The following is a 20,599-nucleotide window of genomic DNA, read 5'->3' as shown; positions in this document are numbered from 1 at the left end:
GACAGCTCAGGCCGGTCGTGGGAAATCCGGCAGCGGCCGGCGCAGCCGCTCCCACGCGCGCGCCATGCGCAGCACGCCGAGATCGTCGAAGCGCCGGCCAGTGATCTGCAGGCCGATCGGCAGTCCCGCCGCCGTCATCGCGGCCGGCACGGCGATCGAGGGCTGGTCCGACATGTTGGCCGGCAGCGTGAAGACGATGTGTTCGAAGGGCTGGTGCGGATCATGGATCGGCGAAGCCAGTTCGGCCGCATAGCTCGGCACGGGAGCAACGGGCGAGAGCACGAAATCGAACGGCGCGCTCTGCTTCAGCGCGGCGTCCTTGATCGCCAGCATCTGGCTCATGCCGCGATAGACGCGCTCTCCGGACAATGCCTCACCGCGCTTGGCCCATTCGAAGATATAGGGCAGCACCGTCGCCTGCTTTTCCGGCTCCAGCGCGCCGATATCGGCCCAGGCGCGCTGGCTCCAGAAATCGTCGAGCCCGTCCAGCATCGCCCGCGTCATGAAGGCCGGCGCCTCCTCGACGATCGCGCCGGCCGCGGCAAAGGCCGTGCCGGCAGCCTCCAGCGCCGCCTTCGTCTCGGGCTCGACCGGAATGCCGATACCGGGATCGAGCTGGAGGCCGAGACGCAAGCCCGTCAGGTCCAGCCCCCGATCCATGTCGAGCGACAGCCAGTCGATCTCCTGCGGCGGCAGGCTCATGCCGTCGCGTGCGTCGGGCTTCGAGATCTCGCGCATCATCAGTGCCGCGTCCGCGACTGTGCGGGTCATCGGCCCGGCGACACGGCCATAATAGCTCGGATCGATCGGCACGCGCCCAAAGCTGGGCTTCAGTCCGACGAGCCCGCACCAGCCGGCCGGGAGGCGGATCGAGCCGCCGATATCGGTGCCGATATGCAGCGGGCCGTACCCGGCCGCCCCCGCCGCGCCCGCCCCGGCCGACGAGCCACCGGGATTCTTCGACAGGTCCCAGGGATTGCGGGCCAGCTCATGGAAGCTCGACAGGCCGGACGAGAGCATGCCGTAATCCGGCATCGTCGTCTTGGCGAGCATGACGAATCCCGCCTCGCGCAGCCGTGCCGCAACCGGCGCGTCCTCCGGCATGGGCACGAGATCGCGCGCCGCCGTGCCGATCGGCATAGGGGTGCCTTTGGTCGCGATGTTCTCCTTGATCGTGCCGGGCACGCCGTCGAGCGGCAGCGCCTCGCCCCTCATCCAGCGCGCCTCCGAAGCCTTGGCAGCCGCAAGCGCCGCCTCCGGCTGATAGGCATAGAGAGCCTTGATCCGCGGCTCGCAGGCCTCGATGCGCGCAATCACGGCCTCCGCGACCTCGACCGGCGACAACGCCCTGGCGCGATAGGCGTCGAGCAGCTCGACGGCACTGAGATCGGCGGGATCGGTCATCGGCATCATCCTCGTCAGGCATGGCTCAGCGTGGCAGTGATTGATGCCACGGCTGATCTGAAAACGGCACGGCCGCACGGCGCAACCCGCGCCGGCTTCCGCCGCATTGCCGGGGCAAGCAAGCTCCGCGCCTGCCGCCCTTTCAAACGAGAATTGCCGCTCTCAGACGAAATAGTCGGGATGCTGTTCCTGCAGATGCAGCAGGTCCGGTAGCAGCGTGCCCAGATGCCGGCGCATCGCGACCTCTGCCTCCGCCCCGTCATGCCGGCGGATCGCATCGACGATCGACAGATGCTCGCGGATCACCATCGCCATGCGCCCCGGCACGGGCAGAGTCATGCGCCGGCACCGATCGATCTGGCTCTTGGCGGCATGCGCGATCTTCCAGATGCCGGGATAGCCGGCGAGGATCGCCAGCGTTTCGTGGAAGGCCTCGTCGGCGAGGTGGAAGCCCTCCTGGTCGCCGGCCTCGAGTGCCTCGTGCTGGCGCGCGATCGTCGCATCCAGCCTTGCGATAGCTTCCTCCGTACCGATCCGCGCCACCAGCTCGACGGTCGCGCATTCCAGCGCCTGGCGAATGAAGACGGCCTCGGGGATAGCCTCGGTCGGAATGCGCGCAACGAAGGTGCCGGCTTGCGGGAAGATCTCCACGAGCCCCTCCTCCTTGAGCCGGATCAGAGCCTCGCGTACCGGCGTGCGGCTGACACCGAAGCGGGCGGTCAATTCCTTCTCGACCAGCGCCGCGCCCGGCGCGATCTCCATCGCCAGGATCGCGCGCCGCAGCTCGTCCTGCACCACCGAAGCCGCGGTCGCCCGCCCGGCCGGAATGCTGCCCGAGGGCTGACGACGGCGCTCGCGTCGCGGGCCTCCAGGACCGGCATCCTGGACCGCATTCCGGGGATAGGTGATCTGCGACATCGACTCGCCTTTTGCCCCGCCCGAGCGTCGGCCTCTGCTCCTTTTGGGCAATAGCATGGGCCGGCTGGACATACTAGTATATTAGTATATTGACCCCATGCCCCGGCCGCGACTATGGTCCGCCGACGTTTGCCCAGAGCTCGTTCGAAAGAGCCGATCCAATGTTGCTTCACGACGATCGCCTGTTTCCTGCGGACCCCGTGACGCGCGGCATCGCGCGCCGGCTCTACGCCACGGTTCGCGATCTGCCGATCATCTCGCCGCATGGCCACACCGACCCTCGCTGGTATGCCGAGGACCAGGCCTTTCCCGATCCCGCGACGCTGTTGGTCAAGCCGGACCACTACGTCTTCCGGATGCTCTATTCGCAGGGCGTACGGCTCGAGCAGCTCGGCATTCCCCGCAAGGATGGCGGCCCGGTCGAGAGCGACCCGCGCGCCGTCTGGCGGCTCTTCGCCAAGCATTGGTACCTGTTCCGCGGCACGCCGACCCGGCTCTGGTTCGAGCACGCGCTCTCCTCCGTCTTCGGCATCAACGAGCGCCTTTCATCGGAAAATGCCGACAAGATCTACGATCGCATCGCCGAGAAGCTGGACGAGCCGGGCTTACGCCCGCGCGCCCTGTTCGAGCGCTTCAGGATCGAGGCGATCTCGACCACCGAAGGCGCCCTCGACGACCTGAAATGGCACGACATGATCAGGGCCTCGGGCTGGAGCGGCAAGGTCGTAACCGCCTATCGTCCCGACAGCGTCGTCGATCCCGAATTCGAGGGCTTTGCCGCCAATCTTGAGCAGTTCGGCGCCCTGACGGGCGAGGACGTCATGAGCTGGAACGGCTATCTCGCCGCCCATCGCCAGCGCCGCGACTATTTCCGCGAGCGCGGCGCGACCTCATCCGACCATGGCCATGCCACGGCCCGCACCGCCAACCTCTCGAAGGCGGAAGCCGAGGCGCTGTTCGCGAAGGTCGTCTCCGGTCCGGTCTCGGGCGAGGAAGCCGATCTCTTCCGCGGCCAGGTGCTGACCGAGATGGCGAAGATGAGCCTGGATGACGGGCTCGTCCTGCAGATCCATCCGGGCTCCTCGCGCAACCACAACGCGTCGCTGTTCGCGAATTTCGGGCGCGACATGGGGGCCGACATCCCGCGCCAGACGGACTACGTCGCAGCGCTGAAGCCCCTGCTAGACGCCGTCGGCAACGAGCCGAACCTGACCGTCATCGCCTTCACCCTCGACGAGACCAGCTATTCGCGCGAACTCGCGCCGCTCGCCGGCCACTACCCCGCGCTGAAGCTCGGGCCGGGCTGGTGGTTCCTCGACGCGCCCGAGGCGATGCTGCGCTTCCGCGAACTGACGACCGAGACCGCCGGCTTCTACAACACCGTCGGCTTCAACGACGACACCCGCGCCTATCTCTCGATCCCCGCGCGCCACGACGTCGCCCGCCGCTGCGACTGCACCTACCTCGCCAAGCTCGTCGCCGAACACCGGCTCGACGAGGACGAGGCCGCCGAGGTCGCCCATGACCTCGCCTACCGACTGGCCAAGGAGGCTTACAAGCTGTGACCGCGACCGGGACCATCGACGAACGCCAGGCCGCCCATCCGCGTGATGTCAGGAGCTACGACACGCAAGCGCTGCGCAACGATTTCCTGATCGAGCGCATCTTCGTGCCGGGCGAGGTCACGCTGACCTACAGCCATTACGACCGCATGATCGTCGGCGGCGCGACGCCCACGATGCAGCCGCTGACGCTCGATCCCTACCCGCCGACTGGCACGCCCTTCTTCCTGGCGCGGCGCGAGCTCGGCGTGATCAATATCGGCGGCGCCGGTAGCGTGACCATCGACGGCAAGGCCTTCGACCTGCCCAGCCTCGACGCGCTCTATGTCGGCCTCGGCGCGAAGGACGTCTCCTTCGTCAGCGCGGACGCCGCCAACCCGGCCAAGTTCTACCTGACCAGCGCCCCGGCCCATCGCGAGGCGCCGCACCAGCTCATCCGTCAGTCGGACGCCAACACGCTGCATCTCGGCGCCACCGAGACCTCGAACAAGCGCACCATCCGGCAATACGTCATGCCGAACACCACCGGCACCAACCAGCTCGTCATGGGCATGACGGCGCTAGAGCCGGGCTCGGTCTGGAACTCCATGCCCTGCCACACCCATACGCGGCGGATGGAGGCCTATCTCTATTTCAACCTCGACCCGGCCCACCGCGTCTTCCATTTCATGGGCGAGCCGACGCAGACCCGCCATCTCCTCGTCGCCAATGAGCAGGCCGTGATCGCGCCGAACTGGTCGATCCATTGCGGCTGCGGCACCTCGAACTACGCCTTCGTCTGGGCCATGGCCGGCGACAATGTCGAATTCACCGACATGGACGCAGCCCCCGTGGAGACGCTGCGCTGATGGCGGCGGCCTCGCCCTTCGACCTGACGGGTCGCACGGCCCTGGTGACCGGCGCCAATACCGGCATCGGCCAGGGCATCGCGCTCGCGCTGGCGCAGGCCGGAGCGACCGTGGTCGCGGCCGGGCGCTCGGACATGAGCGAGACGATTGCGGCGACCACCGAGGCCGGCGGCAGCGCCTACGCGCTCAAGGTCGATCTGCAGGAGCCGGGCATCGCGCCCCGCGTGATCGCACGGGCGACCGAACTCGCCGGCCCGCTCGACATCCTCGTCAACAATGCCGGCATCATCCGCCGTGCCGATGCGCTCGACTTCAGCGAGAGCGACTGGGACGAGGTGATGAACGTCAATCTCAAGGCGAACTTCTTCCTCGCCCAGGCCTTCGCGAAATCCGCCGTCGCGGCCGGGCGCGGCGCCCGCATCGTCAACATCGCCTCGCTGCTCTCCTTCCAGGGCGGTATCCGCGTCGCCTCCTACACGGCGAGCAAGAGCGGCCTCGCAGGGCTGACGAAGCTTCTGGCCTGTGAATGGGCGGCCAAGGGCATCAACGTCAACGCCATCGCACCCGGCTACATCGAGAGCAACAATACCGAGGCCCTGCGCACCGATCCCGACCGCAGCAGCGCCATACTCGCCCGCATTCCAGCCGGGCGCTGGGGCAAGCCGTCGGATATCGGCGGAGCCGCAGTGTTCCTCGCAAGCGACGCCGCAGCCTACATGCACGGCGCCATCATCCCCGTCGACGGAGGCTGGCTCGCCCGATGACTGACCGTCTCGACTCCTTCTTCCAGCATGAGGCCGCCATCGCCTGGGAGCCGACCGAGCCCGGCGTGAAGCGCAAGATCATGGCCTATGGCCCGGACCTCATGGTCGTGCGCGTCGTCTTCGAGGCCGGCGCGGTCGGCAAGCCGCACCAGCATCCGCATCGCCAGGCTTCTTACGTCGAGAGCGGCGTCTTCGACGTCACCATCGACGGAAAGACCGAGCGGCTCGTCGCCGGCGACACCTTCTTCGTGCCGGCCGACCTCGTCCACGGCGTCACCGCGGTCGAGGCCGGACAGCTCATCGATTCCTTCACGCCGATGCGGAAGGAGTTTCTCTGAGACCGCCCTGCCGGCCACCGCCGGCAGGGCTCCCATCACGGGACAAGAACGACCGGAAAAACCCGGCGCCATCATGAAACGGGAGAGGACAACCACCATGCTCACCAAACGCATGCTCGGCGCGCTCGCGGGCGCGGCCATCGTCGCAGCCGCCACCGGCGCCAGCGCCCAGACCACGCTGCGGTCTACCGACATCCACCCGACCGACTACCCGACGGTCGAAGCCGTCCGCCACATCAGCAAGCTGCTGGAAGAGCGCACCAAGGGCCGCATCAAGATCAACGTCTTCCACTCGGCCCAGCTCGGCAACGAGAAGGACACGATCGAGCAGACCCGCTTCGGCGTGATCGACCTGAACCGCATCAACATGGCGCCGTTCAACAACCTGATCCCGGCGACCAACGTGCCCTCGCTGCCCTTCATCTTCCGCTCGGTCGAGCACATGCGGAAGGTCATGGACGGCCCGATCGGCGACGGCATCCTCAAGGAATTCGAGAAGCACGACCTCGTCGGCCTCGCCTTCTACGATTCCGGCTCGCGCTCCTTCTACAACTCCAAGCGCCCGATCACCTCGCCTGCCGACATGAAGGGCATGAAGATCCGCGTGCAGCAGTCGGACATGTTCGTCGCGCTCGTCTCGGCGCTCGGCGCCAATGCCACCCCGATGGCCTTCGGCGAAGTCTATTCGGCTCTCCAGACCGGCGTCATCGACGGCGCCGAGAACAACTGGCCGTCCTATGAATCGACCAAGCACTTCGAGGTCTCGAAGTTCTACTCGCAGACCGAGCACTCGCTCTCGCCGGAAGTGCTGGTCATGTCCAAGCGCAGCTTCGACAAGCTTTCCAAGGAAGACCAGGAGATCATGAAGGCGGCCGCCAAGGAATCCGTCGCCAAGATGCGCGAGCTCTGGGATGCCCGCGAGAAGGCCTCGGAAGCCAAGGTGAAGGCCGGCGGTGCCGTGATTAACACGGTCGAAAAGCAGCCCTTCATCGACGCGATGAAGCCCGTCTACGACAAGTTCGTCACCGACGCCGCCCTCAAGGACCTCGTCGCCAAGATCCAGGCGGTCAAGTAATCCGGCTCACCTGATCCCGGGCGGCGGCCTTTCCCGCCGCCCGTTTTCATATCCGAACCTCAGGACATCCACATGAATGGTCTCGCCCGGATGCTCACGCGCATCAACGCGCGCCTCAGCCTGATCGCCCTGCTGGCGGCCGGCTTTGGCCTGATCGCAATGACGGCGATCGTCGCCTGGACCGTGTTCGGGCGCTACGTCCTGAACGCCACCCCGACCTGGGGCGAGCCGACCTCCTTGTTCCTGATGCTCTGGTTCATCCTGCTCGGCGGTTCCGTCGGCGTGCGCGAGCTCGACCACATGGGCTTCGATGTCGGGCTGCACTACATGCGGGGTTCCGCGAAGACCGCGCTCATCGCCGTGAACGAAGTCCTGGTCGCCCTCTTCGCCTTCGCGATGGTCTGGTACGGCACGGAACTGGCCGCCAAGGTCTGGAGCGACCGGCTGCCGATGATCGGCATCTCCAAGGGCTGGGACTATGTCCCGATCATCGCCGGCGGCAGCCTGATCGCGCTGTTCTCGATCGAAAAACTGCTTCTGCTGGCGACGGGCGAAGAACTCGCGCCCATGCCGCTGAACGCCAACGGCCTCGGCGGGGAGGCCTGATCGATGGCCATCACGATCCTCTTCACCTCCTTCGCCGCCCTGCTGCTGATGGGCGTGCCGGTGGCGTTCTGCCTCGGCCTCGCCTCGATGGCCACGGTGCTTTACATCGGCATCCCGCCGGTCGTGATCTTCCAGCAGTTGTCGACCGGCATGAACGCCTTCGCCATGCTCGCGATCCCATTCTTCATCTATTCGGGCGACCTGATGATCCGCGGCGGCATCGCCGACCGGCTGATCCAGTTCGCGTCATCGCTCGTCGGGCATCTGCGCGGGGGCCTCGGCCAGGTCAACGTCATCACCTGCACGCTCTTCGGCGGCATCTCGGGCTCGGCCGTGGCGGACGCATCGGCCGTCGGCGGCATCATGATCCCGCAGATGGTGAAGCGCGGCTATGCGCCGGACTACGCGGTCAACGTCACCGCCAATGCCGCGATCATCGCGCTGCTGATCCCTCCCTCGCACAACATGATCATCTATTCGCTGGCGGCGGGCGGTACGATCTCGATCGCCGATCTCTTCACCGCCGGCGTCGTACCCGGCCTGATGCTCTGCCTCGCGCTGATGATCGCGGCCTGGGCCGTCGCGGTGAACCGAGGCTATCCCGCCGACATCTTCCCGGGCTTCCTCACCGTCGCCCGCTTCTTCGTCGCCGCCATGCCCGGCATCCTGCTGATCGGCATCATCTTCGGCGGTGTCCGCTCCGGCGTCTTCACTGCGACGGAATCATCCTGCGTCGCAGTGGTCTATGCCTTGCTGGTGACGATCTTCGTCTATCGCGGGCTCGACCTGAAGGGCTTCACCCATGCCACGCTCGGTGCGGTCCGGACCACGGCGATGGTGCTGCTCATCATCGGCGCCGCGAGTTCCTTCGGCTGGTTGATGGCCTTCCTCGAGGTCCCCAAGGCCACGATCGCGCTGATGCAGTCGATCTCGGACAACCCCCTGGTGATCCTGCTGATGATCAACGTCATCCTGCTGGTGCTCGGCACCTTCATGGACATGGCGCCGATGATCATCATCTGCACGCCGATCTTCCTGCCCGTGGTCAAGGCCATCGGCGTCGACCCCGTGCATTTCGGCGTGATCCTGATCCTCAACGCCGGCATCGGCCTGAACACCCCTCCTGTAGGCTCCGTCCAGTTCGTCGCCTGCGCCATCGGCAAGGTCTCGATCAGCGAATCCATGAAGACGATCTGGCCCTTCTACGGCGCCAGCGTTGCGGTGCTGCTGCTGATCACTTATGTGCCGGCCTTCTCCCTCTGGCTGCCGGGCGTATTCCGTTGACGCGACTGACGACGAGGACCCTGTCCTCCCTGCAAGGTGCGGTTCGCCGCCCCGCCTATGACCGCGCGGCGCTCGCGCCGGGCATCGTCCATCTCGGGCTCGGAGCCTTCGCCCGCGCCCATCTCTGCGAATACACCGAGGATGCGCTGGAGCTGGAGTTCGGCGCCTGGGGCGTCACCGGCGCGAGCCTGCAGCGGCCCGACCAGCGCGACCGGCTCACCCCGCAGGACGGGCTCTACACCCTGCTGAAGCGCGCTCCGGCCGGGCCGGAGCTGCGCATCATCGGCTGCGTCCGCGACGTCCTCGTCGCGCCGGAGAATCCGGCGGCGCTGGTCGCGCGTTTGGCTGCGCCCGAAACCCGCATCGTCTCGCTGACGGTGACGGAAAAGGGCTATTGCCACGACCCCGCGACCGGCCGGCTCAGGGCCGACCATCCCGACATCGTCCATGATCTCAGCCATCCGGAGACGCCGCGCTCGGCCATCGGCCTCGTCGTCGCCGGGCTGAAGGCGCGGCGCTCGGCGGGCCTCGGCCCTTTCACGGCGCTGAGCTGCGACAATCTTCCCCACAATGGCGGCGTGCTGCGTGGCCTCGTGCGCGACTTCGCGGCGCTGAGCGACGACGGGCTCGCCCAGTGGATCGAGGCGAACGGCGCCTTCCCGGCCACCATGGTCGACCGCATCGTGCCCGCGACCACGGACGCCGACATCGCCGAGGTCGCGGGTCTTATCGGGCTGGAGGACGCAGCCCCCGTCATCGGCGAGCCCTTCCGGCAATGGGCGATCCAGGACGTCTTCGCCGCCGGCCGCCCGGCCTGGGATCGCGTCGGGGCGCAGATGGTCTCCGAGGTCGCGCCCTTCGAGTTCATGAAGCTGCGCATGCTCAACGGCGCCCATTCCAGCCTCGCCTATCTCGGCTATCTCGCCGGCCACGAGACCGTGGCGGACGCCAGCGGCGATCCTGTCCTCGCCCGCTTCCTGCAAGGGCTGTGGGCCGAGATCATCCCGACCGTGCCGGCGCCGCAGGGCGTGGTGCTCGGCGACTACGCCAATGCGCTGCTGGCCCGCTTCCGCAATCCGGCGATCCGCCACCGCACCTGGCAGATCGCCATGGACGGCTCGCAGAAGCTGCCGCAGCGCCTGCTCGGCACCATCCGCGACCGGCTCAAGGCTGGCGCGCCGATCGACCACCTCACCCTCGGCGTCGCCGCCTGGATGCGCTATGTCAGCGGCACGGACGAGAACGGCGCGGCGATCGATGTCCGCGACCCGCTGGCTGCGAGCTTCGCCGAGAAGGCGACAGCCGCCGGGCGCGACGCCACGGCCCTGAGCCGGTCCCTGCTTGGCGTCGAGGCGATCTTCGGCACCGATCTACCGCGCGACGAGCGTTTCGCCAAGTCGGTCGAGACGCATCTGGCTGCACTGTTCGAGAAGGGCGCAAGGGCGACGGCGGCTTCCCTGGCCTCATAGATTCAGATGCAGCGAAGCGGAACTCCGGGATCCATCGTAGGGAACTGCGCTCTACGATGGATCCCGGAGCAGCGCCGCTGCGCTGCTTGTCCGGGATGACGCGCGGGTGGTTGGAGCAATTCGCCCAACCAAATCCCTTGATCCCGTGCCCGCGCTAGCGCCAGATGCGCGCATGATCCGCGCCGCCCTCCTCGCGCTCGCCCTGCTGATGCTCGCCCCACAGGCTGCATCGCCGCAATCGCGCGTCGTCGTGCCGAACTTCTGGGACCCGCGCATCAGGCTCGACCGGCCGGAGCCTGGTCCACCGCGCGTCGTCCGCTTCCTGACCGACGATGACTATCCGCCGCTGCATTTCGCCGGTCCCGACGGCAGCCTCACCGGCTTCTCGGTCGAACTCGCCCGCGCCGCCTGCGAAAAACTCGGCTGGACCTGCACGGTGCAGGCGCGTCGCTTCGACACGCTGCTGGATTCGCTTGCCGAAGGCCGCGGAGACGTGCTTGCGGCGGCGGTGAATCTCACGCCGCAGATCCGCCAGCGCTTTGCCGCGAGCCACCTCTATTTCCGCAGCCCGGCCCGGCTTGCGACGACGCGCGGTAACGCCCAGCCCGAACTCGACACCCGCAGCCTGCAGGGCAAGCGCGTCGCCGTCGTCGGCGGCACCGCGCATCAGGCCTTCCTGGAGCGGCTCCTGCCCTTCATCCAGCGCCGCGAAACCGGCACGCTCGCAGGCGCGATCACGGCCCTGCGCAGCGGCGATGCCGAGTTCGTCTTCGCCGACGGCGTCGCATTGTCGTTATTGCTGGCGGGAACGGGCGGCAACGAACTCGCCTTCACCGGCGGCCCCTTCCTCGAAAGCCGCTATTTCGGCGAGGGCGTCAGCTTCCTCGTCCGCAAGGACGAGGCACCGCTCAAGCGCGCGCTCGACTACGCGCTGCAATCGCTCTGGGACGACGGCACCTATGCCCGGCTCTATCTGCGCTTCTTCCCGGTGAGCCCGTTCTAAGATCGGCCGTCATACCGCCTCTTGCGTCATGGTCGGACTTGTCCCGACCATCCACGTCTTCCTTCGGCGCGTGCGGCGTTCGAGACGTGGATGCTCGCCACAAGGGCGAGCATGACGGCGAGCGATCGCTCGTTGCAGTCACTGTGCCGGAGCGTTGGCCATCATCGCCTGCTTCGCCACTGCCGCCAGCCAGCCCGAGGCGGCCGGCAGGATGGCGTCGTTGAAGTCGTAGCGGTCATTATGGAGTTCGCCGCCATCCTTGACCGGCCCGTTACCGATCCAGATGTAGCAACCCGGCAGGCGTTCGAGAAAATAGGCGAAATCCTCGCCGGTGGTGCTCGCCTTCAGGTCGCGCCGGACGGTGAGGCCGGCGGCCTCGCCGGCGGCGGCGGCCAGTTCTTCCTCAGGCGCGGTGTTGACCGTGGCGACGCCATGCATCGTCTCGACCTCGGCCGTCATCTCGAAGGTCGCGGCGATATTCCGGGCGATGGCCCCGAGCCGCGCCAGCAGCCGCTCGCGCACGGCCGGCACGAAGGTGCGGAAGGTGCCCTCGATGAAGACGCTTGTCGGGATCTGGTTCGAGGCGAGCCCGCCATGAACCTGCCCGATCGAAACCACCGCCGACTCCATCGGATCGACATTGCGCGAGACGATCGTCTGCAGCGCGACGATGAGATGCCCCATGGCGACGATCGGATCGCGCGTCGTCTCCGGCAGGGCCGCATGCCCGGCCGTTCCGGTGAGCGTGATCTTGAAGCGGCCGGGCTCCGACATCACGGGCCCGCGATGCACCGCGATCGTGCCGGCTTCCAGCCCAGGCCAGTTGTGCAGGGCGAAGATGCGCTCCATCGGGAAACGCTCCAGCACCCCGTCGGCCAGCATCGCCTGTGCGCCGCCGGCGCCCTCCTCCGCCGGCTGGAAGACGAACTGGACCGTGCCGCTCCAGCCCTCGTCGCGCGCGAGCAGCGCCGCAGCCCCGAGCAACGCGGTCGTGTGCCCGTCATGCCCGCAGGCATGCATGACGTCCGGCGTGCCCGACTTGTAGGGCAGGTCGTTGGCCTCGGCGATCGGCAGCGCGTCCATGTCGGCACGCAGGCCGACCGTGCGCTCCGAGGCCCCGCGCTTCAGCGTCGCCACCACGCCATGTCCGCCGACGCCGGCGGTGAACGGAACGCCGAGTTCGGTCAGCTTCGCCTGCACGAAGGCGCTCGTCGCCTTCTCATGCCGGCCAAGCTCCGGATGGGCATGCAGATGCCGGCGCCAAGCCGTCAGGGTTTCGTGCAGGTCGCGGTCCAAGGCAGGCATCCTTCTCAAGGCCAGAAGGGCGACACACTATACCCGGCAACCGCTCGGACAACCTCCAGCAACGCCGTGACGGATCAGATGCATTGACGCCCCCCTTCGCAATCTGCGAAAGCCCGTCCCTCGCATTTTCGACGCCAAGATTTTCGACATCACGGAGAGGACACCAGCCCAAATGCCCGTTTTCGATCCCGCCCTTGTGGACGCCGCCCAGCGTTCGGCCGCCTGGCCGTTCGAGGAAGCTCGCAAGCTCGTCGCGCGGATCGAGAAATCGGGCAAGAGGGAGGTCGTCTTCGAGACCGGCTACGGCCCCTCGGGCCTGCCGCATATCGGCACCTTCGGCGAGGTCGCGCGCACCTCGATGGTCCGCCACGCCTTTCGCGTCCTCACCGGCGACACCATCCCGACCCGGCTGATCGCCTTCTCCGACGACATGGACGGCCTGCGCAAGGTCCCCGACAACGTCCCCAACAAGGAGTTGCTGGCAGCCGCGCTCGGCAAGCCGCTGACCGAGGTGCCCGACCCCTTCGGCACGCATGACTCGTTCGGCCGGCACAACAATGCCCGCCTGCGCGCCTTCCTCGATCAGTTCGGCTTCGACTACGAATTCAAGTCCTCGACCGACAGCTACCGCGCCGGTGAGTTCGACGCGACGCTGCTGAAGATGCTGGCGCGCTACGACGCCATCATGAAGATCATGCTGGCGACCCTGCGCGAAGAGCGGGCCGCGACCTATTCGCCCTTCCTGCCGATCCATCCGGTGACGCGCGTCGTCATGCAGGTGCCGATCGACGAGGTCGATGTCGAGGCCGGCACCATCGCCTGGGCTGACCCGGCGAGCGGCGAGCGCTTCGTCACGCCGGTTACCGGCGGCCACGTCAAGCTGCAGTGGAAGCCCGACTGGGCGATGCGCTGGGTCGCGCTCGGCGTCGACTACGAGATGGCCGGCAAGGACCTGATCGACTCGGTCAAGGTCTCCTCCCAAATCGCCCGCGCCCTCGACGCCACGCCGCCGGAGGGCTTCAACTACGAGCTCTTCCTCGACGAGCAGGGCCAGAAGATCTCGAAGTCGAAGGGCAATGGCCTGACCATCGAGGAATGGCTCGAATACGGCCCGCAGGAGAGCCTGGCGCTCTACATGTTCCAGCGCCCGCGCGAGGCCAAGAAGCTGCATTTCGACGTCATCCCGCGCGCGGTCGACGAGTATCTGCAGTTCCTCGGAGGCTATGAGAAGCAGGACTGGAAGAACCGCCTCGGCAATCCGGTCTGGCATCTCCACAATGGCGAGCCTCCGCAGCCCGAGATCATCGCCACCGGCGAGGGCGAGAACGCGTCGCGCGCGCAGATCACCTTCGGCCTTCTCATGAACCTCGTCGCGGTCGCCAATTCCGAGGACAAGGCCGTGCTCTGGGGCTTCCTCCAGCGCTATGCGCCGGGCATCTCGCCGCAGACCCATCCGCGTCTCGACGCGCTGGTCGGCTACGCGATCGCCTATTTCCGCGACTTCGTGAAGCCGGCGAAGAACTACCGCCTCGCCGACGATACGGAAGCCGCCGCCTTCACCGCGCTCGACGCAGCGCTTGCCGCCCTGCCGGCGGATGCCAGCGCTGAGACGGTGCAGGACACGGCGCTGGACGTCGCCCGTGGCATCCCGCGCTACCAGAACCTCGCCGCCAAGAACGCGACGCCGGAACGACCCGGCGTCTCCGGAGAGTGGTGGAAGGCGATCTATCAGGTGCTGTTCGGCGAGGATCAGGGCCCGCGCTTCGGCTCGTTTGCCGCGATCTACGGCATCGCCAACACCCGCGCCCTCATCGCCAAGGCGCTCGCCGGCGAGCTGGTCGAGGAGCACGCCGCGTTTCTCGGTACGCGCAAGGCTGGATAGCCCTCTCGTCATTCTCGGGCGCCGCATTGCGGCGACCCGGGAATCGCAGGACGGTAACGGGCTGGTTTCCGAGATGGTCGGGTCAAGCCCGGCCATGACGAGGTGAGACGATGACGACCAACGCCGCCCAAGCCGTCGAGCACGCGATCGCCTCCCGCCGGGCCATCCGCGCCTTCCTGCCCACTCCCGTCGATCCGGCGCTCCTCCGCCGCCTGATCGAAGTCGCCGCCCAAGCCCCCAGCGGCACCAACATGCAGCCCTGGAAGCTGCGCGTCATCGGCCCGCAGACGCGCGGGCGGCTGGAGACTGCGCTGATCGCGGCGCTGGATTCGCCCGGCATGCCGGTGGAAGAGGAATACCGCTACTATCCGCAGACCTTCCGCGAGCCCTATCTGTCGCGCCGCCGCAAGGTCGGCTGGGATCTCTACGGGCTGCTCGGCGTCACCAAAGGCGACGTCGCCGGCATGAGGCGACAGAGCGCGGCCAATCTGCGCTTCTTCGGCGCGCCCGTTGCACTAATGCTGACGGTCGACCGCGACCTCGAGATCGGCTCCTGGCTCGATCTCGGCATGTTCGTCCAGAGCCTGCTGGTCGCAGCGCAGGGCAACGGCCTGCAATCCTGCCCGCAGGCGATCTTCGCGCGCTTCCACCCGGTGGTGCGGCGCGAACTCGAGATCCCAGAGAGCGAAGTCGTGGTCTGCGGCATCGCCATTGGCCATGCCGACCCCGACGCGCCGCAGAACGGCCTCGTGCCGGAGCGCGAGCCCGTCGAGAACTTCACGACCTGGCTCGACTGAGTTCCGGAGCGCTAAGCCGACTTCCGCACAAGCTTGAGCGCCGGCTCGACCATACGATGCATCGCAACGATGGCGACGCCGCCGACGACGACGCCGAATACCGCCGAGAGCGCCGCCCCGACGAACCATTCGATCACGCCGCCAAACGCCGGCAGCGCCTTGGCCGCCGCCGCGGCGATCCCATGGCTGGCATGGCCGATCGCAGTGAGGCCGAATTCCTCCAGCCCGTGGATGATGATGCCCCCGCCGACCCAGAGCATCGCGGCCGTGCCGACCGCACCGAGCGCCGTCAGGAAATGCGGCATACCGATGACGAGCCCGCGGCCCAGCAGCCTGACCGGAGCGAAGCGCTGCTGCGCCAGCGCGAGGCCGGCATCGTCGGCCTTAACGATCAGCGCGACGACGCCATAGACGAGCACGGTGATGCCGATGCCGACGACCGCCAGCACGGTGGCCTGCGTCCAGAACGACGCGGTCGAGACCGTCGAAAGCGTGATCGCCATGATCTCGGCGGAGAGGATGAAATCGGTCTTGATCGCACCCGCGATCTTCTGCTCCTCGAGTTGCTTCGCGTCGAGCGCGGCCTTGCCGCCCTCCTCCTGTATCGCCGGGGCATGCGGCATGACGAGTTCGAGGATCTTCTCGGCGCCCTCGAAGCAGAGATAGACGCCGCCGGCCATCAGCAGCGGGGTGATCAGCCAGGGCGCGACAAGCGCGAGGATAAGCGCGCCCGGCAGCAGGAGGAGCAGCTTGTTCTTCAGCGAGCCAACCGCGATCCGCCAGATGATCGGCAGTTCGCGCGCCGCCGCGAAACCCACCGCATAGCGCGGCGTCACCGCCGCATCGTCGATGACGATGCCGGCCGCCTTGGTGCCGGCCTTCGTCGCCTGCGCCACGACATCATCAACCGAGGCCGCCGCGACTTTCGCGATGCCGGCGATATCGTCGAGCAGCGCGAACAGTCCAGAGGCCACGGCTCATCTCCCCATGCGGCGATGCAGCAAAGCTAAGTCAGGCGACCGCGCCATGACAATGGCGCGGCGGCCGCAAACCGGTCAGCCCTGATTGATCTCGAACAGCCCGGCGCAGCCCATGCCACCAGCGACGCACATGGTGACGATGGCATAGCGCGCCTTGCGGCGGCGACCTTCCAGCAGGGCATGGCCGACGAGGCGTGCCCCGCTCATACCGAAGGGATGGCCGATCGCGATCGCGCCGCCATTGACGTTGACCTTTTCGGGGTCGATGCCGAGCCTGTCGCGACAATAGAGCGACTGCGAGGCGAAGGCCTCGTTCAGTTCCCAGAGGTCGATGTCGGAGACCTTGAGGCCATTGCGCTCGAGCAGGCGCGGCACGGCGAAGACGGGGCCGATCCCCATCTCGTCGGGCTCGCAGCCGGCCGAGGCAAAGCCGCGGAAGATGCCGAGCGGAGAGAGGCCACGCCGCTTCGCCTCATCCGCCGACATCACCACGCTGGCCGAGGCGCCGTCCGAAAGCTGGCTCGCATTGCCGGCCGTGACGAACTGGTCCTCGCCGCGCACAGGCTTGAGCTTGAGCAGGCCCTCCAGCGTAGTGTCAGGGCGGTTGCCCTCGTCCTTCGACAACGTGACCTCCTGCTGGCTGACCTCGCCGGTGGCCTTGTCGGTGACGGCCATGAGCGCGCTCATCGGCACGATCTCATCGTCGAAGAGCCGGCGCTGCTGGGCTGCGGCCGTGCGCTGCTGGCTCTCCAGCGAGAAGGCATCCTGCGCCTCGCGCGTGATGCCGTAGCGCTGCGCGACATTGTCGGCGGTCTCGATCATCGAGGTGTAGATCGTCGGCTTGTTCGCCAGCAGCCAGTCGTTCAGCGTGAGGTCGCGTCGCACCACCGGCTGCACCAGGCTGATCGACTCGACGCCGCCGCCGACCGCAACCGGCACGCCGTCCATCACGACGCGCCGGGCCGCATGTGCGATCGCCTCCAGCCCCGAGGCGCAGAAGCGGCTGACCGTGACGCCTGCCGACTGCACCGGCAGCCCGGCGACCAGCGCGCCATGGCGCGCGACGTTGCCGCCGGTCGCAGCTTCTGGATAGCCGCAACCCACCACCACCTCTTCGACCGCCTCGGGCTCGAGCTTGGCGCGCGCCAGTGCATGTCGGATCGCATGCGCCGCCATGTCGGCGCCGCGAACCTGGTTGAAGGCGCCGCGATGGGCCTTGCCGATCGGCGTGCGTGCTGTGGAGACGATGACGGCTTCGGTCATGGACGTTTCATCCCTTCGATCGGATTTGGTTCGGTTGTCTGTCTCGGCCGTGGTCCCGCCAGCAGGCGAGACTATGCGGCCTTCGTTTTCAGATCGGCGAAACCCTTGCCCTCGGCCGCGAGCCTCTTCAGCAGAGGCGCCGGTTCGAGCGTCTTGTCGCCCGTCTCCGCCGCTTGCGCTTCGAGGCGCCTGACGATGACGTCGAGCCCGACGCTGTCGGCCCAGTACATCGGCCCGCCGCGCCAGGCCGGCCAATTATAGCCGTTGAGCCAGATCACATCGATGTCGCCAGGCCTTGCCGCGATGCCTTCATCGAGAATGCGGGCTCCCTCATTGACCATGGGGTCGAGCAGGCGCGAAAGGATCTCATCCGCCGTGAAGCTGCGCCGGATCACGCCACGCTCCTCCGAAATCCGGGCGATCAGGGCCTCGACCTCCGGATCGCGCTGCCCGGCCCGGGCACCTTCCGGATAGAGGAAATAGCCGCGCCCGGTCTTCTGGCCGAACCAGCCTGCTTCGCAGATCGCGTCTGCCACGGCGGCGGTCGTCCCCCGCGCCTTGCGCGAACGCCAGCCAATGTCGTTGCCGGCAAGATCGGCCATGGCACAAGGCCCCATCTTGAAGCCGAAACCGGTCAGCGCCGCATCGACCTCATGAGGCAGCGCGCCCGCGACGAGCAGGCGCTCGGTGGCGCGAGTGCGCGCCTCCAGCATGCGATTGCCGACGAAACCGAAGCCGTTGCCGACGACGACCGGCACCTTGCCGAACCGGCGCCCGAGCGCCATCGCAGTGACGATCGCATCGTCGGCGACGCCCTCGGGCCGCACCACCTCGAGCAACTTCATGACATTCGCCGGGCTGAAGAAATGCATCCCCAGCACATCCTGCGGGCGCTTCGTCGCGGCGGCGATGGTGGGGATGTCGAGATAGGAGGTGTTGCTGGCGAGGATCGCGCCGGGCTTCGCGATGGCGTCGAGAGCCGAGAAGATCTGCTGCTTGACGCCAATCTCCTCGAAGGCCGCCTCGACCACGATATCCGCCTCGGCTGCGGCGGCGAGCCCCACGGCTGGCGTGATCAGCGCCAGGCGCTCGTCGCGCTTCTGCGGTGTCAGCGAGCCGCGCGTCACCGACATCTCGTAGATCGCCGCGACCCGGTTCATGCCGTTGTCGATCTGCGCCTGTTCCTGCTCGATCAGCGTCACCGGAATGCCGGCATTGGCGAAGCACATCGCGATGCCACCGCCCATCGTGCCGGCCCCGATCACGGCGGCCTTCGCGACAGCGCGCGGCTTCACCTCGGGGCCGATGCCCGGCACGCGGGCGATCTCGCGCTCGGCGAAGAAGACATGGCGCAGAGCCTTGGACCGGGGATCGGCCAGCAATTTCGTGAACAGCGCGCGCTCGACGGAAAGCCCTTCGGTGAAGGGCAGCGTGAGCGCCGCACGCACCGCCTCGATCAACGCCATCGCATTGGGCATGTCGCCGGACTTCTTCGTGGCCTCGGCCGCAAGCGCCTCGAATGCCTCGCGATCGGCCGAAGTCAGGCGAGTGGTGACGTCGCGCAGGCGCACCGGCGCGCCACGGGTTACCAGAAGTCGCGCGAGCGCCACTGCCGCCGCGACCACATCGCCGCCGGTCACTTCGTCGACGAGCCCCAGTTCCAGCGCCTTGCCGGCGGTGACCGGCTCGCCCGACAGCATCATCGGAAACGCCTTCGCGGCACCGATGAGGCGCGGCAGGCGCTGCGTGCCGCCGGCTCCGGGAATCAGGCCGAGCTTGACCTCGGGCAGGCCGAGCATCGCCACCGACGAAGCGACGCGGCCATGGCAGGCGAGCGCGACTTCGAGCCCGCCACCGAGGGCCACGCCTTGGATCGCCGCTACGACTGGCTTGGCGCTGGCTTCGATCGCATCGAGCAGATCGGGCAGAAAGGGCGCAGCCGGCGGCTTGCCGAATTCGCTGATGTCGGCACCGGCGATGAAGGCGCGGCCGGCGGCGGCGATCACGATCGCAGTCACACCCGGATCGGAACCCGCATCGGCGACGGTGCGGGCAAGGTCGGAGCGCAGGGCCTGGCCGAGCGCGTTGACCGGAGGGTTGTCGATCGTCGCGATCGCGATCTCGCCATGACGGGCGAGCCGGACGGTCTCCATCAGCGCATATCCCTGCTGTGCCGGCACATCTGCCCGGCTAATCGAGGGCGAAGGAGGAAGTCCGGCGGGTGGCGTTTGTCAAGCCGGGCAGTTGCTTGACCCCCGGCGAACGGCCATGGCAAGCCTGTCCACACGACAATCACGAGCCCGATCTCCGGTGCCTGCCGGAACATCGGCCGACCGCAGGGATGGGATTTGCCGATGAGCGCCGTCGTTCTGACCGAAATCGTGGCGCCCGGCGTCTTCCAGATCACGATGAACCGGCCGGATCGGAAGAATGCGCTCGACCGTGCCAGCTATGTCGGGCTGATCGAGGCCTTCGCCGCGGCCGAGGCCGACCCGCAGATTCGCGCCATCCTCGTCACCGGCGCCGGCGGCTGCTTCACCAGCGGCAACGACATCCGCGACTTCGCCGCCTCCGGCGGTGACGGCGCCCGCATCGCCATGGATTTCCTGACCTCGATCTCGACCGCGACCAAGCCGGTCGTCGCCGCCGTCGAGGGCTTTGCGGTCGGCATCGGCACGACGATGCTGCTGCATTGCGACCTCGCCTTTGCCGGCACCGGCGCGACCTTCCGCATGCCCTTCGTCGCGCTGGGCCTCTCGCCTGAGGGGGCCTCGAGCTATCTGCTGCCGCTGGTCGCAGGTTCGAAGCGCGCCGCCGAATTGCTGATGCTGGCCGAGGCCTTCGGGCCGCAGGCCGCGCTCGATGCCGGCCTCCTCAATGCCGTCGTCGCGGAAGGCACGGCGCTGGCGACGGCGCTCGATAAGGCGAAGGCGCTGGCCGCCCTGCCGCCGCAATCGGTCGCCCTGACCAAGCTGCTGCTGAAGCGAGGCCAGGCTGCCAGCGTCGCCGAGACGATCGCGACGGAGGCACGGCATTTCGGCGAGCGCCTGCGCTCCGAAGAGGCGCAGGCCGCCTTCGCCGCCTTCCTCAAGCGCTGAGGC

General features: G+C 67.6%; 18 protein-coding genes. 12 read left to right on the top strand and 6 right to left on the bottom strand.

Annotated elements, in window-relative coordinates:
- Positions 1 to 6: 6 nt before the first annotated feature.
- On the bottom strand, positions 7 to 1,404 hold the full coding sequence (locus AC1RMY_RS01365) for an amidase (protein ID WP_492862144.1): 1,398 nt from the start codon (positions 1,402 to 1,404) through the stop codon (positions 7 to 9).
- Positions 1,405 to 1,566: 162 nt separating this feature from the next.
- Positions 1,567 to 2,322, bottom strand: coding sequence for a GntR family transcriptional regulator (locus AC1RMY_RS01360; protein ID WP_492862143.1), 756 nt, complete (start codon positions 2,320 to 2,322; stop codon positions 1,567 to 1,569).
- A gap of 161 nt (positions 2,323 to 2,483) precedes the next feature.
- Here AC1RMY_RS01360 and uxaC point away from each other — a divergent pair, with 161 nt between their 5' ends.
- From uxaC to AC1RMY_RS01315, 9 genes are all read left to right on the top strand, one after another.
- Positions 2,484 to 3,887, top strand: a complete 1,404-nt coding sequence (gene uxaC, locus AC1RMY_RS01355) for a glucuronate isomerase (protein ID WP_492862142.1) — start codon at positions 2,484 to 2,486, stop codon at positions 3,885 to 3,887.
- Complete coding sequence (gene kduI / locus AC1RMY_RS01350; protein ID WP_492862141.1) at positions 3,884 to 4,732, top strand: 5-dehydro-4-deoxy-D-glucuronate isomerase; 849 nt, start codon at positions 3,884 to 3,886, stop codon at positions 4,730 to 4,732. The genes uxaC and kduI overlap by 4 nt, the downstream gene beginning before the upstream one ends.
- Positions 4,732 to 5,496, top strand: coding sequence for a 2-dehydro-3-deoxy-D-gluconate 5-dehydrogenase KduD (gene kduD, locus AC1RMY_RS01345; protein WP_492862140.1), 765 nt, complete (start codon positions 4,732 to 4,734; stop codon positions 5,494 to 5,496). Before kduI ends, kduD begins: the two co-directional genes overlap by 1 nt.
- Complete coding sequence (locus tag AC1RMY_RS01340) at positions 5,493 to 5,834, top strand: cupin domain-containing protein (protein WP_492862139.1); 342 nt, start codon at positions 5,493 to 5,495, stop codon at positions 5,832 to 5,834. The genes kduD and AC1RMY_RS01340 overlap by 4 nt, the downstream gene beginning before the upstream one ends.
- 97 nt (positions 5,835 to 5,931) lie before the next feature.
- Positions 5,932 to 6,909 carry a TRAP transporter substrate-binding protein gene (locus AC1RMY_RS01335; protein ID WP_492862138.1) on the top strand — a complete coding sequence of 326 codons (978 nt, stop codon included), beginning with the start codon at positions 5,932 to 5,934 and terminating at the stop codon, positions 6,907 to 6,909.
- A gap of 72 nt (positions 6,910 to 6,981) precedes the next feature.
- Positions 6,982 to 7,515 (top strand): TRAP transporter small permease, encoded by a 534-nt coding sequence (locus AC1RMY_RS01330; RefSeq protein ID WP_492862137.1) that lies wholly within the window; start codon positions 6,982 to 6,984, stop codon positions 7,513 to 7,515.
- Positions 7,516 to 7,518: 3 nt separating this feature from the next.
- Positions 7,519 to 8,799 (top strand): TRAP transporter large permease, encoded by a 1,281-nt coding sequence (locus AC1RMY_RS01325; protein WP_492862136.1) that lies wholly within the window; start codon positions 7,519 to 7,521, stop codon positions 8,797 to 8,799.
- Positions 8,796 to 10,268, top strand: coding sequence for a mannitol dehydrogenase family protein (locus tag AC1RMY_RS01320; RefSeq protein WP_492862135.1), 1,473 nt, complete (start codon positions 8,796 to 8,798; stop codon positions 10,266 to 10,268). Before AC1RMY_RS01325 ends, AC1RMY_RS01320 begins: the two co-directional genes overlap by 4 nt.
- A 172-nt stretch (positions 10,269 to 10,440) precedes the next feature.
- The gene (locus AC1RMY_RS01315; RefSeq protein WP_492862134.1) at positions 10,441 to 11,271 is read left to right on the top strand and encodes a transporter substrate-binding domain-containing protein; all 831 of its coding nucleotides are present in this window, start codon (positions 10,441 to 10,443) and stop codon (positions 11,269 to 11,271) included.
- A gap of 138 nt (positions 11,272 to 11,409) precedes the next feature.
- Here the strand turns inward: AC1RMY_RS01315 and AC1RMY_RS01310 are convergent, their stop codons facing one another.
- Positions 11,410 to 12,567 carry an amidohydrolase gene (locus AC1RMY_RS01310; protein ID WP_492862133.1) on the bottom strand — a complete coding sequence of 386 codons (1,158 nt, stop codon included), beginning with the start codon at positions 12,565 to 12,567 and terminating at the stop codon, positions 11,410 to 11,412.
- A gap of 181 nt (positions 12,568 to 12,748) precedes the next feature.
- Between AC1RMY_RS01310 and AC1RMY_RS01305 the strand changes: the two genes are divergently transcribed.
- Both AC1RMY_RS01305 and AC1RMY_RS01300 read left to right on the top strand, forming a co-directional pair.
- A complete protein-coding gene (locus AC1RMY_RS01305; protein WP_492862132.1) occupies positions 12,749 to 14,458 on the top strand; it encodes a lysine--tRNA ligase in 1,710 nt (569 codons plus the stop codon).
- Positions 14,459 to 14,568: 110 nt separating this feature from the next.
- The gene (locus AC1RMY_RS01300; protein ID WP_492862131.1) at positions 14,569 to 15,255 is read left to right on the top strand and encodes a nitroreductase; all 687 of its coding nucleotides are present in this window, start codon (positions 14,569 to 14,571) and stop codon (positions 15,253 to 15,255) included.
- A gap of 11 nt (positions 15,256 to 15,266) precedes the next feature.
- On the opposite strand, the gene AC1RMY_RS01295 is transcribed toward AC1RMY_RS01300, so the two are convergent.
- The 3 genes from AC1RMY_RS01295 to AC1RMY_RS01285 form a co-directional block, all read right to left on the bottom strand.
- On the bottom strand, positions 15,267 to 16,229 hold the full coding sequence (locus tag AC1RMY_RS01295) for a DUF808 domain-containing protein (protein ID WP_492862130.1): 963 nt from the start codon (positions 16,227 to 16,229) through the stop codon (positions 15,267 to 15,269).
- A gap of 81 nt (positions 16,230 to 16,310) precedes the next feature.
- Positions 16,311 to 17,498: an acetyl-CoA C-acyltransferase gene (locus tag AC1RMY_RS01290; RefSeq protein WP_492862129.1), complete on the bottom strand. Its 1,188-nt coding sequence runs from the start codon at positions 17,496 to 17,498 to the stop codon at positions 16,311 to 16,313.
- A 71-nt stretch (positions 17,499 to 17,569) separates the two neighbouring features.
- The gene (locus AC1RMY_RS01285; RefSeq protein WP_492863538.1) at positions 17,570 to 19,654 is read right to left on the bottom strand and encodes a 3-hydroxyacyl-CoA dehydrogenase NAD-binding domain-containing protein; all 2,085 of its coding nucleotides are present in this window, start codon (positions 19,652 to 19,654) and stop codon (positions 17,570 to 17,572) included.
- 198 nt (positions 19,655 to 19,852) lie between these two features.
- Here AC1RMY_RS01285 and AC1RMY_RS01280 point away from each other — a divergent pair, with 198 nt between their 5' ends.
- On the top strand, positions 19,853 to 20,596 hold the full coding sequence (locus AC1RMY_RS01280) for an enoyl-CoA hydratase-related protein (RefSeq protein WP_492862128.1): 744 nt from the start codon (positions 19,853 to 19,855) through the stop codon (positions 20,594 to 20,596).
- Positions 20,597 to 20,599 lie beyond the last annotated feature (3 nt).

The sequence above is a fragment of the Allobosea sp. GW822-FHT03F07 genome (assembly GCF_058801345.1).
This window is presented reverse-complemented; position numbering and strand designations above follow the sequence as displayed.

What these genes read in the sequence shown, in the direction of transcription:
- AC1RMY_RS01315 (WP_492862134.1), top strand. Translation starts at nt 10,441, where the DNA reads ATGATCCGCGCCGCCCTCCTCGCGCTCGCCCTGCTGATGCTCGCCCCA.
- AC1RMY_RS01280 (WP_492862128.1), top strand. Translation starts at nt 19,853, where the DNA reads ATGAGCGCCGTCGTTCTGACCGAAATCGTGGCGCCCGGCGTCTTCCAG.
- AC1RMY_RS01325 (WP_492862136.1), top strand. Translation starts at nt 7,519, where the DNA reads ATGGCCATCACGATCCTCTTCACCTCCTTCGCCGCCCTGCTGCTGATG.
- AC1RMY_RS01335 (WP_492862138.1), top strand. Translation starts at nt 5,932, where the DNA reads ATGCTCACCAAACGCATGCTCGGCGCGCTCGCGGGCGCGGCCATCGTC.
- uxaC (WP_492862142.1), top strand. Translation starts at nt 2,484, where the DNA reads ATGTTGCTTCACGACGATCGCCTGTTTCCTGCGGACCCCGTGACGCGC.
- AC1RMY_RS01365 (WP_492862144.1), bottom strand. Translation starts at nt 1,404, where the DNA reads ATGACCGATCCCGCCGATCTCAGTGCCGTCGAGCTGCTCGACGCCTAT.
- AC1RMY_RS01330 (WP_492862137.1), top strand. Translation starts at nt 6,982, where the DNA reads ATGAATGGTCTCGCCCGGATGCTCACGCGCATCAACGCGCGCCTCAGC.
- AC1RMY_RS01305 (WP_492862132.1), top strand. Translation starts at nt 12,749, where the DNA reads ATGCCCGTTTTCGATCCCGCCCTTGTGGACGCCGCCCAGCGTTCGGCC.
- kduD (WP_492862140.1), top strand. Translation starts at nt 4,732, where the DNA reads ATGGCGGCGGCCTCGCCCTTCGACCTGACGGGTCGCACGGCCCTGGTG.
- AC1RMY_RS01340 (WP_492862139.1), top strand. Translation starts at nt 5,493, where the DNA reads ATGACTGACCGTCTCGACTCCTTCTTCCAGCATGAGGCCGCCATCGCC.
- AC1RMY_RS01290 (WP_492862129.1), bottom strand. Translation starts at nt 17,498, where the DNA reads ATGACCGAAGCCGTCATCGTCTCCACAGCACGCACGCCGATCGGCAAG.
- AC1RMY_RS01300 (WP_492862131.1), top strand. Translation starts at nt 14,569, where the DNA reads ATGACGACCAACGCCGCCCAAGCCGTCGAGCACGCGATCGCCTCCCGC.
- AC1RMY_RS01360 (WP_492862143.1), bottom strand. Translation starts at nt 2,322, where the DNA reads ATGTCGCAGATCACCTATCCCCGGAATGCGGTCCAGGATGCCGGTCCT.